Source organism: Bacteroidota bacterium, from assembly GCA_016718825.1.
Lineage (GTDB): Bacteria > Bacteroidota > Bacteroidia > J057 > JADKCL01 > JADKCL01.
In genome coordinates this window covers 67,843-81,479 of the sequence record JADKCL010000014.1, presented here as the reverse complement: position 1 = coordinate 81,479, position 13,637 = coordinate 67,843, and the positions used below count along the sequence as shown (strand labels likewise).

General features: G+C 50.1%; 11 protein-coding genes and 1 pseudogene. All 12 read right to left on the bottom strand.

All coding sequences use genetic code 11. The annotated features are described in order from the left end of the window. Positions 1-65 precede the first annotated feature (65 nt). Entirely contained in the window at positions 66-581 is a 516-nt protein-coding gene (locus IPN95_17060; protein ID MBK9451078.1) for a hypothetical protein, read from the bottom strand. A 119-nt stretch (positions 582-700) separates the two neighbouring features. Further along, positions 701-1,126, bottom strand: coding sequence for a hypothetical protein (locus IPN95_17055; GenBank protein ID MBK9451077.1), 426 nt, complete (start codon positions 1,124-1,126; stop codon positions 701-703). 352 nt (positions 1,127-1,478) lie between these two features. After that, entirely contained in the window at positions 1,479-2,324 is an 846-nt protein-coding gene (locus tag IPN95_17050) for an immunity 49 family protein (protein ID MBK9451076.1), read from the bottom strand. Continuing rightward, positions 2,321-2,902, bottom strand: coding sequence for a hypothetical protein (locus tag IPN95_17045; protein MBK9451075.1), 582 nt, complete (start codon positions 2,900-2,902; stop codon positions 2,321-2,323). The genes IPN95_17050 and IPN95_17045 overlap by 4 nt, the downstream gene beginning before the upstream one ends. Before the next feature lie 52 nt (positions 2,903-2,954). Next, positions 2,955-3,797 (bottom strand): immunity 49 family protein, encoded by an 843-nt coding sequence (locus IPN95_17040; protein MBK9451074.1) that lies wholly within the window; start codon positions 3,795-3,797, stop codon positions 2,955-2,957. A gap of 2 nt (positions 3,798-3,799) precedes the next feature. Beyond that, positions 3,800-4,447 carry a hypothetical protein gene (locus IPN95_17035; protein ID MBK9451073.1) on the bottom strand — a complete coding sequence of 216 codons (648 nt, stop codon included), beginning with the start codon at positions 4,445-4,447 and terminating at the stop codon, positions 3,800-3,802. Between the two features lie 53 nt (positions 4,448-4,500). After that, positions 4,501-5,277: an immunity 49 family protein gene (locus IPN95_17030; GenBank protein MBK9451072.1), complete on the bottom strand. Its 777-nt coding sequence runs from the start codon at positions 5,275-5,277 to the stop codon at positions 4,501-4,503. Position 5,278: 1 nt separating this feature from the next. Beyond that, positions 5,279-7,516, bottom strand: coding sequence for a TNT domain-containing protein (locus IPN95_17025; GenBank protein ID MBK9451071.1), 2,238 nt, complete (start codon positions 7,514-7,516; stop codon positions 5,279-5,281). A 466-nt stretch (positions 7,517-7,982) separates the two neighbouring features. Continuing rightward, positions 7,983-8,273, bottom strand: a complete 291-nt coding sequence (locus IPN95_17020; protein ID MBK9451070.1) for a barstar family protein — start codon at positions 8,271-8,273, stop codon at positions 7,983-7,985. A gap of 29 nt (positions 8,274-8,302) precedes the next feature. Then, complete coding sequence (locus IPN95_17015) at positions 8,303-8,599, bottom strand: hypothetical protein (protein ID MBK9451069.1); 297 nt, start codon at positions 8,597-8,599, stop codon at positions 8,303-8,305. Positions 8,600-8,606: 7 nt separating this feature from the next. Further along, a complete protein-coding gene (locus tag IPN95_17010) occupies positions 8,607-9,080 on the bottom strand; it encodes a ribonuclease (GenBank protein MBK9451068.1) in 474 nt (157 codons plus the stop codon). 723 nt (positions 9,081-9,803) lie between these two features. Further along, positions 9,804-13,463 (bottom strand): annotated as a pseudogene (locus IPN95_17005) (glycohydrolase toxin TNT-related protein). Positions 13,464-13,637 lie beyond the last annotated feature (174 nt).

Here is a 13,637-nt window from a genome sequence, read left to right as displayed (position 1 = left end):
TCTTCTCTCATTGACTATCGTTGGCGAGATTGGATGCCTTTCTACTGATTTCATGATTACCAAAATTAGGGATTGGTGTTCGCTGCCCCAACAGCTTTCACGGAAAAGTTTTCAAACTTCTTCGCCTCAATTGAGGGTGGGAGATCCCCGTTTGAATCTACACGTTGCGAGATCTGTAGTGAGGTGATCTTAGGTGGAGTGGATGACTGTGCTATCCTAAGCTTCGTAACAGTTGTTTCCAATCCGTCAATTTGATTCGTGAATTCCTCATCGACCCCGTAGCGTGGATCAACAAGGCCTGCATCTACTTTGTCGGACATATTCTGTATCACCGAAGCAATATACTCAGGAGTTCCTTGTTGTGATTGCTGATTGTTTAGATCCTTCCTCGAACCCAAATCCGAGCTGCCGCCTTTGGACTCGACGACATAGATCACGTCGCCGTCAATGTACACGCGGTCAAATTGTCCGGACTTTCCTTTACCGGGAATGTCGCTTGGAAGCTGCTCAGCGTTGGGGAGCAATTTAGACATCACGATGTCCGTCGCCGCATCGCCCAGAGCTTCGCTTGCGTCGAGCAATTCGCCGTGGGCAGCGCATTCGGCATCTTTGTCCAGTGCAGTATCTTTTTTGCGTTTTGCACCGTTCCTTGTGTCCTTGAGATCAATTTAAATGAATATCCATGCTCCTAGCCACACTTCTATTTACCCTTCAAAGCATAAACCAAATCAAATATTTGCATCAAAGTACCATGGGGAATGAATGCCTCGATTCCTGGTTTCCATTCTACCATTGCAGTCCAAATCGGCCCTTCTAAAGGAGAATGATTCGTGTGTTCCCACCACAATTGAAAACTATCAAATTCCATGGATTGCAGAAATGGTGATCCAAAATCGTACCGCTCGTAGGCTATTCCAGGGCCCGGTTTTCCGATGCCCGCGGTAATTTTATTTCGATTTTCATTTCCTTTGCCGTCTGGTCGAAGAATTTCTGAAATGAAAATTTGCAGTTGCGCGGCAAATTCTCCTTGAAACTCCAAAATGATAGCCCCATCGCTGGAACGATTCTTTAGCCTATATCCATCGACTTCGAAGAATGGCTTTTCAGAATGAGGCTGCATTAACATAAATTGATCTTAAAATGTGGGTGGGAGTCCTTAATGGGTCGATGTCGACGTAACCCTCAACAACGACACCTCCCGGCGTGACAAACGAAAATTGAAAATTGGGGTCTGGGCCAGATGGTAAAGTTGCCTTGATCGAGGTCTCGTATATTCCTGAAAGGGCTTTGACCATGCCAGCACCATCATCTTGCCTGCATCCGCCTTGCTGTGGTTGCTGCCGAGTTCGACGGTGGCGGTGATTTTAGAAAGGGATACCCTCTGAACCAAAGTCCAGTGCAAGGTCAACAGCAAAAGCACTCGCAGGTTCACTGCGTGAAGCTAAGGATTTCGTAGGAAATCGGGTTACGCTCTTGGGTCAGGAAGTGATCCCTTCACCCAAAATCAGCCAGCGGGGGATGTACTCCGACTCAACTTCGATGGGGAATTTTTTGGTGTCGTGGGCCAGGACGCAGACTGATAGGAGGGGGAGGGAGATCCATCCGGGAGTCGCGAACGCATTGTCCTTGGTTCCATAGTATTTCTTATGGTCGACCAATGCTTCGTAGAGATGTTCGTTGAACGCCTCAGGATCGTTCATGACATAATCCTGCAGCAGGCGCAATTCCGGGTAGCGCACTTCCTCCACGAATTTCGTGCGGGTAGCATTGGGTTGCGGCTTCTGGGCTTCCTCCATGGCGGCAATCAGCAGCGCGCCCGTGTTTTTGCCTCCGCTAAAGAAATGTGCTAGAAATCGATAATAGGCGAGGTCAAAGGGTCTTGCTCCGTTGTTGGAGTTTACAAAAACCAGCTCATCGATCGTGGAGAGGAACCGCATTCCCTCCTTGTCGCGTGCGATCATGCAGGCATCATATGCCAGCTGCCAATAGTCTACCGACATGAAGTCCGTTTTCGGTTGCGGCGTGAAATTGATCGTGGTATCGTCAAAGTTGGCTGAAAAGGGTTCATCGCCAGCTCCGAATCGGAAATTGGAGAGGATTACCGACTTGAAAATATCCAAATGTTCAATGATTTTGCTTCTTTCAACCTCAGCGGCAACCGCCAAGATGAATGCTTCGAATCTTGGAGATATTGCTTTTCCTAACATTTCCCCAGGCGAACTCTGAATCGATTCAATGTAGGTTGATAGCAAATCAAGATTTTCGTCCAATTCTATCTGAATATCTTCAATATCGGAAATTTCGTGACGCTTGATAGTTCTCATTTTGGCTGATTTGACTTTCTTGAGGAGTTTTCAAATTTGACCAGCTCTACCTCTGGCATGAGTTTCCCATTAGCGTCAACGCGCTGACTAGCTTTTAAATAGACAAGTTTTCCAGGTGTTGCCTTTGCTTTGTTGATCGCAGTTAATGTCCTAGACAGACTATCAATTTGATCCTTGAATTTGGTATCGGTGGAATATCTCGGGTCCTTTTTCCCATCACGAATTTTTTCTTTCATATTGGAAATCACAGAGTCCATATACTCCGGCGTCCCTTGCTGCGAATGTTCACCATTCAAATCTTTCCTTGTTCCCAAATCTGAACTTGCACCCTTCGATTCCACGATGTAAACGGTATCGCCATCGACGTATACTTTGTCAAATTGGCCGGTTTTTCCTTTTCCGGGAATAGCAGCGTGAATTTGATTTGCATTGGGAATCAATCCTTCAACTGCCGCCATGGAGGCGACTTCACCGATTTGCTCGCTGAGGCTCGCGATTATGGTCATGTCCACGCAGCTCGCCCTCAACGGAACGGCCATCCAGCACACAGCAAGAAACAAGAAAAATCCTAGCCTCATATCGTGAAGCTAGGATTTTTGAATCACATCCGCGAATCGCAGTGCTATTTCATCACTTGATTCCTTCGCCCATGTACAACCACCGAGGGATGTAGTCGCTCTCAACCTCGATGGCAAAGCCTTTGGCGTCCACGGCCATGACGCAGGTGGCGAGGATGCGCATGGACAGCCAACCGGGGGTGGCCATCGCGTTTTCTTTGGTGCCGTAGTATTTTTTATGGCCTTCGAGCGCTTCGACAAGGTAGTCGTTGAACTTGGCATTGTCTCCCTCCACAATTGCCTGCATCAGATCGAGGATGGGAATGCGTACAAGCTCAACAAATTTCGTGCGGACGGGATTGGATTGGGGCTTCATGGCCTCTTCGAAGGCGTTGATCAGCAGCTTGCCGGTGTCTTTTCCGCCGTTGAAGAAGTGTGCGAGGAAACGGTAGTAGCTCAGGTCCGAAGTCGAGGCGCCGCTATCCGATTGCACAAAAACCTCCTCTGGTACTGAGGCCAAGAATTTCAATCCATCCATGTCGCGCAGAAGCATGCAAGCATCGTATGCCTGCTCCCAAAAATCGACGGACATGAAGGCCGTCTTTCGTTGGGGCGTGAAATCGACTTCTTCGCCGTAGAATTTTTCAGAAAATGGTACATTGCCAGCACCAAAACGAAAGTTTGAAAGTGCCATCGCTTTGTAGTCGCGGAAACTTTGAATTGTCTCTGCATGAGGCCGGCCTGCACACTCTGCATAGATGACGGCCTCCAAGCCATCGGCTAGAATTACCCCAAGTGTATAGCTAGGATTGTTTTTCAATAACTGCACTGTGCCGGGAATTCTTGAGGCAATTTTCCCAATGTATTTTTCAATAATCGGGGCAGACGAAATTTTATGCCTTTCGACGTTTTTCATGTTCAATTTCCGCTTCCTTGGTTAGGAGCCGTGGGTGCCTTTTTGGAATAATTTTCAAATTTCTTGACTTCCACCGAAGAAACCAAATTTCCATTTGAATCCACCCTTTGGGAAATCTGCAAAGAAGTGATCCGTCCCTCGCGCTGGGCTGGAATCAGTATGTCAAGCGTGTCGCTCAACTTGTCGATCTGTGCTGTGAATTCTGGATCCGTTCCATAGCGGGGATCTTCATAACCATCCTTGACCTTTTGATCCATATTCGCGATCACTGATGCGATATATTGTGGAGTCCCTTGTTGGGACTGTTGGCCATCGAGATCCTTCCGCGAACCCAAATCTGAGCTGCCGCCTTTGGACTCGACGACATAAATCTGATCGCCGTCGATGTACACGCGGTCAAATTGTCCTGACTTTCCTTTGCCGGGAATGTCGCTTGGAAGTTGCTCTGCATTGGGGAGGATTTGACGAATCGCCATGTCTGTCGCCATCGTGCCGAGATTGGAGCTCGCTTTGATCATGTCAGCATGGGCCTGACTCTTGACGTCGTCGTCTGTGGTACGCTTTTTTGTTTCCTGGGCTGCGAGGCGCTTTCTGCGTTGTTTTTCCAGCCTTTTGCGCTCTTTCTGAATATCAATTTCTATGAGAATCAAATGAGACTTAGGAGAATGGCCAGAAACACTGCGATAGTTCACTCAGAACTTAATCAGATCGCAAACAGATAGTCGCTTTTCACTTTCAAATCAAAGCCACGATCCTGCGATATGGAAGCGATAGCACTTAGCATCAAGGAAACCCATCCAAGTGGTTCCGTGCGGTTTTCGTCATTATCGAAGAATAATTTGTGCTTCTCCAAAGCTCCAATCAATACCTGTTGCAAGCCTACAACGTCTGCTTGTGCAATCTCGTGCATACAAGATAGTACCGGTTCTTGAAGCAGTTGGACTGGTCTAGGACTTTGGATAGGTAATTCTGGGAGAACAACGTTCGTGCCCTCAACCAACGAAATGAATCCTGTCACAATCCTACCGATGTTTGTACCGTCATCGTGGACTTCCGCGCCGAAAACTGAATTTGCAAATTGGATCAAACGTTTAGCGGCATCCGTTTTTTTCAGAATGATAGCTACACATATCAATTGCAGCCAATCTACTTTACGCAAATAGGAGGTGGAGCCGTTATCGCTTAGGGTATACGTTCTTCCCCCAAGCTCTATTGCAAAATCCCTCGATTTTTGAGCCGCGACCTGAAATCTTGTCAACCCAAGGTGTAATGCAATTTCGAGGTCTTTGCGCACCTCCCCCTTGTCAAGCCCAAGAAAAACTGATCGGCAGGCATTGCGTATTGCTTGGTCAGCTAGTCCCATCAATTCTTCAGGATTCTTCTCAATCACAGGCACGCCAGCCTCAATACCTTCCCAAAACTTGCGCCTTGTACGTTCGATAAAATGAATCTTTCCTACCTCATGTCGCTCAATTACCATCTCATCTTTTGTTGTTGAACTTGTTCAATGTGAAATCTGAAGAAATTTGCCCGTCGTCACCTACTTTTTGGGATCCAAGCAAATATTGAAGTTTGTCACTATTTGCCGCTGCACGAATTGCTTCAACAGTCTCCAATAGCTTTTCATCTCCAGTGGCTTCCGCTTGCTTTTCCATGATTTTAAGAATGGCATCCCTATACTCGGGGCTACCCTGCTGCAAAACCATTTCTTCACCAGTGGCAGGGTCAATCACCGTCTTGGTGCCCAATCCTGCGTCACCACCTTTAGCTTCAATAATATAAATCGTGCCATCGGGACCGCGGTAGACTAGGTCAAACTGTCCTGATTTGCCGTTGCCAGGGATCGAAGAATGAAGCTCCTCTGCGCCTTCAATTTTTCCCTCAACTATAGCCATCGAAGATACTTCTCCAATCTGCTCACTTATTTCGACTACCGCTTGCTGCGCATTCTTGTATTCATCAGTACCTTCCGCGTGCTTATCCCTCTCAGCCTGTGCCAGTTTGCGTGCTGCCTCCAATTGTGTAAGTACATCACCAGCTTTGTGTGGCCCTTCATCCGTTTTCAAATTGATAGGAATTTCCGCATCGGCTAGACGCTTCTTGATCCGTTCAAAGGCGGCTTGGCGTTTAGGATCAAGTTTCACTGGCGTATCCACTACCTGACTCCTTGGGATAGAAGCCTCTTGATAGCCTTTACGCGTGTTCATATTAGAGCTCTGATCACCAAAGCCAAATGGATCCGCAGTCTTCTTTGCCGGATGCGTGATCGGCTTGGTTCCGGGCTTGGGTATGAATTCGCCTTTTATCGAATCGTACTCCATAACTCCCCCATCATTCCCAGGCAAGTTTTCCACGGTCAATGTCCCGTCCGAATTCCTGACCCAGCGATATCCAGGAGGCGTTTCCCGCATTCCTGCAAGTGCCGCCAACTGCTCGCCATTCAGCCTTCCTGTGGTTTTTTCGATCAGGGCAATCCTTGGATCATTGAGGCCTTGGATGCCCATGGACTCCGAAAGTTTGCGCAATTTGTCGTTAGCCGCTTTGGCCTCGGCTGCATCGGTGGCATTCCTGGCATTTTCGGCAAGCGCATTGATCTCGGCGATCACGGCGCGGTCGTGGGCAGTCATATCGGCCTCATTGGCACTGCCACCATCCTTGAAAACGGAGGCCTGCTGTTGCTCCGAAATGAGCTTTTGCAGGTCCGCATCGGAAGTTGTCGTACCATTTTTGGCGTCCTCGGCTTTGCGGGTTTCGATCTGCGCCACGATGTCGGCAATCTCGCCCAGTTCATGCACCATCATCTTGTCCGCATCCGCCTTGCTGTGGTTGCTGCCGAGTTCGACGGTGGCGGTGATTTTGCCATCCTTGACGGTGATGGTATTCATCGCAGCCCCTTGGTCCTTACCATGTCCCGTGTTGGCCTTTTTGGGGTCAAAGTCGGTGTTGACAACGAGTTCAATCGATTTGGTTTTCTTCGGATTGGCCGGATCGGGGAAAGACATCGTGAACGTTCCAGGGGTAGTCGTTGGCGTGACCTTTGCACCCTCGGGCAGCCTTCCTTTGCGGCCTGCGGCATCCTGAACGGCTTGGGCAATTTCCGCAGGCGTCATATCCATCACCCGCTCACCTACCGGCGCGGTCGGATAGACCTCGGGGCCCCTCATCCCTCCGCCATCCGTATTGTTGGTGTCATTCGTGGTTACGTCGCCACCATCCACATTGTTGGTGTCGTTCGTATTGCCGTCGCCACCCTCCGTCTTGCCGTGCAAGTTGGGAGCTGTGATCTCGACGATGTAGCCGTCGGCGATGAGCTTTTCGATGCCGCCTTTGGGGAGTTCGTATTGTTTGCCACCGCCGGGTTGGCCAAACCATGGAATGGCGTCGCCTTCAGTGACCGGGATGTCTTTGAGGATTTTGTAGCCTTTGAATTCGGGTTTTTCACCGGTGACGGGGTCGCCGTCGAGGTGGGTCTGCGGCAATGCACGTCCGCCGAAGTCAGCGCCAAACGGTGCCACAAAGCGGCCCGTATCGACGAATTTACCTGTAACCGGATCAATCTTGCCACCAAAGCGGTCGAAGCTGTCGCCCGCCTTGAGCGTGCCGGGTTTCATGTCGATGAAGCCGCGGTTCGGTGTGATTTGCTGTGATGGCAAACCATTTCCACTGCTTAGCATCAATGGAACAATGCAAAGCCAAATGGAGACGAATCGCAACAACATGGCTTGAATTTAGGAATTTGGTGAACTATAAAGGGAGCAATTGAAATGGAAAATGCGAAACTGGGTTAGGATTTTGGGAAAGAACGACCTCCAGCTAGCTCCAACATGCTGCCCAATTCCTGCCGATGGGGGATTACCCAGTATAGCTTGGTTGCCCAATTCGCAAAAATATCTCACCAGTTTCATTAGAAATATCAGCGGTGATCATTTGATCATTTCACCCTCAAATGACCACGAAACCGTGTACTAGGCAAGGTAAATGTCCGTTGCTTTTTTTTGAGTATCAGGGTCTGCAAGTTTCCATCTCTTCTTGAATGAAACGCATTCTATAGAGAACATTGAATTGTATTTCTCCCCTCTTTGAGCCAAGTTAGATTTCAATACTTCAATTGCTTCTGCCTTTGAGATCATTTATTTTGCATTTTAAAATTAAGGTAATTGAATCACAGGATTGTGTAAATAATATTTAGTCCTCCATCCGAAAAAAGAATTTCTTTGGACGATCCTTTTCGTTTTCTACGAAATATTCAAAAATCCCGACCAACTTTTGAAATTCTCTCTCCCCCAGACTTTCTCTTGATCGTTCACAGTATTTCCAAACAATTTCCAATGGCCTTTCAAGCTCTGTCGAAAGGAAATCTCGTAAGGCGTCTGGATTAGCGCCATAATACTGACCAAAATCAAAAATTTCACGTACTACTTCATGAAAGCCAGAGACAGAATAAAATTTTGTGCCGTCTATGATGTATTGAGTCATTTTCTAATTATGTTTTTTCTCAACGTTAATTATCGTAAGCTTACAAAAATGCTTTTTTCGGCTATAATTTCCCCGCTCCGAGATTTTGCGATATGAAATGGAAACGAGTCAATAATTTTTCCGTAATCATACCCTAACGCACGATGGGAATTTCCAGAATCCTTCCAAATAATGATGCTTGGAACTTCAAGGTTTGCCTTTGCAAATACCGCAAAATCCTCCAAATCGCTATCTTCAAGAAATGTATAACTAAACACATTTTCCGCCAATTTCAGAAAATCGTTGATTGTCTTAATTCTTGAACCATGTATGATATACTCTTTCATCAGAAAATTAATAATTTCCAATCGGATCAAAGGTAGCGTAATGATCCGAAGTAATAAACAATAAGCCATCACTTGAATATAGAAGTCTCGTGCCCGGAGAATTTTTCCGCTTTTTCGTATTGTCCCCTCCAATATCTGCTTCGTACCAAACTCTACCTGGTGCAGTTGGTAGCCTATCATTGGAATTCGCAAAGACATCGCCTCCAATTTGTGCCCCAGGGATAAAATTATTTAACACTCTCCCTGCTTCCCACCCGGCAGCAATTGCTTCCGCTTTGGTGACAAAATTAGATGGCAATCCGCCAGTTGTTCGAAGCGAATTTATCAATGAATTTGCTGCTTCAGTTGTTTTCAGGTGCTCATTTAAGCGACTAGCTTCAGCGGCGCTGCTTGCACTCTTCGAGACATAATCAGATATGTTTACTCCAGTGAGGTCAGAGATCAACTTAACTCGAGGATCAGATATATCTGAAATACCCATAGAGCTCAATAATCTTTGCATTTCTGCCTTTGGATCCCTTTGACGACCAGAAGGATCCACAAAGTTTGCGATTTCACTGGCAAGGGCCTTCATTTCCTGAAGTGCAGCACGATCATGAGCTGTCATATTTGACTCTGACATTTTACTAGGATCCGCATCCGGTCTAAAAACAGATGCTTCTTGCTGCTGAGAAATTAGTGCCTCAATATCTGAATCTGAGACATTTTTACCCTCTTTGGATTTTAGGCTTTCGATTTGACCAACAATGTCTGCCACTTCATTAAATTCATGAATGGCCATTTTATCCATGTCAGACCTGCTATGCTCACCACTGAACCCAATTGTTACCACAACTTGCCCATCGACAACGGTTATTTTATTGATGGCTGCGCCTTGGTCACCTCCATGGGCAGTTGTTGCAGTTGAGGCATTAAAGTTGGTATCGATATTAACAGTGAATTGATTTCCACCCACATTCATCTGAAAAGACCCAGATTCCGTATCAAAATGAACTGTTGCCCCACCATGCAAGGTTCCTGCTCCACCTACAGCATCAAGAATATTTGTTTGTATTTCAGCATTTGTCAAAGTGGAAATCCTATCGGCATCGTTAACAGCCGGTGTGTACACATCCTTACCCTTCATTCCCCCACCATCCACATTGTTGCTGTTATTCGTCGTCCCATCGCCACCCTCCGTCTTGCCGTGCAAGTTGGGAGCTGTGATCTCCACGATGTAGCCGTCGGCGATGAGCTTTTCGATGCCGCCTTTGGGGAGTTCGTATTGTTTGCCGCCTCCGGGTTGGCCAAACCATGGAATGGCGTCGCCTTCGGTGACCGGGATGTCTTTGAGGATTTTGTAGCCTTTGAATTCGGGTTTTTCACCGGTGACGGGGTCGCCGTCGAGGTGGGTCTGCGGCAATGCACGTCCGCCGAAGTCAGCGCCAAACGGTGCCACAAAGCGGCCCGTATCGACGAATTTACCATCGTCACCGATCTTGCCGCCAAAACGGTCGAAGCTGTCGCCCGCCTTCAGCACGCCGGGTTTCATGTCGATGAAGCCGCGGTTCGGTGGCCATCCATCGTTGAGGCCCTTCTCGTTGAAGAGCTTCTCGAGGGCAGCCCAGTCTTTTTTGGCGTAGAGTTCGTAGGCCTGCTTGGCGGTATCGGGATCAAACTTGGGATCGCGAACCGATTTGGTGAAGCCGTCGAAGTCCTGCCCACGCACGGGCAAGGTGGTGATGTCGCCGTTGTAGGGCTTGCCATCGGCGGTCATGAAGCCCTGCGTGACCGGATCGTACTGCATGGCCGGCAAATCACCCGAATTCCCGTTGGGGCGTACGGTGAACGTGCCGTTTTCGTAGTTCCAGTGATAGCCGTCGGGAGCTGTTTTTACAGGGGTGAATTGACCGGTATTGGCGTCAAATTTCACCTCGGGCAAGTCGGCTTTGCGGCCTGACTGCCGCTTCAAATAAGGTGTGCCATCCGATTTGGCGACCCATTCGAAGCCTTTTGGAGCCTCCGGATAGCCTTTTGCCTCGGCCTGCTTCTGACCATTGGTCTTGCTCGGGTCGGGCGTCGGATTGGTATCCGTGGTCGGGTTTTGGTTGACAGGCGGCACAAGGACGGGCGTATCTCCACCTTGATTGGCCGGATCCGTATTCGAATCCTTGTTTTTGCCGTCGCCACTCAGCGTATTGTTTTGCGTTTCCGGTGTCGAATTGTTGCCGTCGCCAACGTTGTTGGTCTGGTCATTGGTGATCGGCGTTTCATTGACTGGCGGGGTATTGTCACCGCCGACGTTGTTGGTCTGATCGGTGTTGACAGGGGTATTGTCACCGCCGACATTCTCTGACTTATTCGTCGTGGTATTGTCTCCGCCGACGGTTTCAGATTGCGAACCGTTGGTGGGGTCATTGCTGCTGCCACCGTCGGTTTTGGGTGTGATGTTGAAGTGGCTGATCGCACCATCGCTGATTTTTCCAGCACCTACGTCTGTGACCTTGCTGGTCGCCGCATTCGTGAGGAATTCGCCAATGGTAATCTTCTCCGTGAATTTGCCGAAGTCGAGGGTTCCGGTTTCGAAGTAGCTCTCAAACATGTTTTGGAGACCGCCATTGACGGTATCAAACATGGCTTCGGTGCCGGTTTTGGCAACATCAACGATGATCTTGTTGCCCAGTCTTTCCATGGCCTCGGTGCCAATCTTCTTGGTGAGGTAGTTGCTCACACCATCACCCGCTTTGCCACCGATCATGCCCATAGCACCTTCCAATCCGCCGAGGAAGACTTTGCCACCCAATGCGCTCCAGCTGAATTCCTTGCCGTTGATGAGGCAATCGCCGCCGTATTTGATGGCCCCGCCAAGGGCGCCCATGCCGATTTGCGAAAGGGCGCTTGCGACCGGTCCAAGACCCGGGATCATGCCCACGGCGATGTTCAAGCCGTCGACCGCACCGTTGAGCATCTCGGTGCCGAGTCCTGCCCAACTTGCTTCTTCACTGGTAAGTCCGACCCGCGCCCCGTATTTGATGGCCCCGCCGATGGCGCCTGCGACGGCCCCGATCAGGAGCAATCCGAGGATACCCACACCGGATGCGACGGCGATGAGGACCACCGCGGTGATGATGATCATCACCAGAATGTCGATCGCGGTCAAGAGCCAGCTGACCCAACGTGGTTGTACCGCGTCGTAGGCTTTGTCGGCTTCTTCCTTGATTTTGGCGTCGATGCCGTTGAGCTGCTCCTGGATATTGGCTTTGAAGGCGGATGAGTTTTCCGTCATCTTGGCGTCCAAGCCAGCCTGCGCCTTGTCAAAGTCGGCCGTGACCGCTTTGTACTGATCCTGCATGTCCTTGGCGGCCGATTCGGCGCTTTGGGTCATGCTGGTGGATGCGCCTTCGGCAATCGTGGTCGAGGCGGTGGTGAATCCGTCGCGCTGCGTTTCCAGATTGGTGACCAGGGTGGTCTTCATTTCCGCGCCGCCGTCGATGAATGCGGTCGCTGCCGTATTCATTTCCGTTGCGGTTTCGGTAGCCGTGCTGTTGAGACCGTCGATGGAGGCGAGGATGCCACCGTCAATGGTGGTCATGGAGGACTGCACACCGCCTTCAATGCCCTGCAAAGCGCCTTTCAACTGGTTGTTGACGGCATTGGCATTCGGATTTTTGCGGGAAGAGACGCCCGTGATCGTCATGTTCACCTGATTGGTGAGCGCGTCGATCGAACTTTGGACCTGGGTTTCCAGGTTGGTGACTTTTTCTTGGGCGACCGTATCGACGGCCTGCATCTTGCCTTGGGCAGTGGTCTCGATTTGACCCAATGCCTGTGCTTTTTGCTGGTCCAAGGCGGCAACGCCTCCGGTGGCACCTGCGTCAATGCCCGCGATGGTGGCGTCGCAATTGGCTTGCAGGGTTTGGATGGCACCCGTTTCTTGGGCTGTAATCTGGTCGAATGCAGCTTGTTTGCGCTGTGCGATGCCTTCGCGGCTTGCCGTGACGGAGTCGGTCACATATTTATGGAGTTCGGCCTCGCCGGAGCCTTTGAGCTTTTCGCCCTCGGCCTTGGCTTTTTCCATAAACTGGTCGGAGTAGCTCTTGCCGACTTCGCGGGCCGCCTTGACGCGGGCGTTGTGGCGGTCTTTTTCGTAGTCGCCACCGTTGAGCAATTCCTCGTCCCAGCTCATTTCCGGGGTAGGAATGGCGTCGTATTCCTGGGCCTTGGCTTCGCCTTTTTCGATGGCGATTTTGCCCAATTCCTCGGCAGCTTTGATCATGTCTTCACGACCCTTGTCAAAAGCTGCGGTGAATTTTTCCTTTTGGACGGGTTCGAGGGCTACGAATGCCGCATCTTGTGCGGTGAATTCGGCCTCGACATTGGCCTTTGCGGTTTGGGCAGCGGTTTGCACCAAGCCGACGGAAGTCTGCATCTGTGTGCGGACCTCGCCTTTGATCCTTTCGGCATCTGCGAGGAGGGCAGCCTTGTGGGCTTCGAATGCACCTTCGACGCGGGATTTCTCGGCTGCGGCAGCGGCGAGGATGGCTGCTTTGGCTGCGGAGGCGCCGGTATTGATCTGCCCTGCGATGCCGCTTTTGGCGCTTTCGAGGGTGGCAATCTTGGATTTTGCAGCGGATTCAAATTCGGCGAGGTAGCTTTTGGTCTTCTCGCGGTTGCTGCCAAACATCTCCTTGCTTTGCGACTTGGAGAGTTTTTTCTTGATGGGTTTGGTTTTGGTCGGGTCACCGAACATTTGTACCGGCAAATCCGAGGAACCCATGTCGCTCACGGGAGGATTGCCCGACACTACTATATATGTGCCATCGCCATTGTCTTTGATGATGCGTTTGGAATCGAATTCGCCGACGGCTTCCTCGTTGACGACCATGAGATCGGGCTCCTCGCCTTCGCCGAAGTTGCCGCGTTCGGGTTGCAAAACCGTGATCGGCTCACCGCCACCGCCGGAAACGGCACCGCCACCGGATTCGCCTCCGCCGCCGCCACCTGAACCGGCATCTCCGCCACCGCCTGCACCTGCGCCCGCTCCGCCGCCTGCACCTTC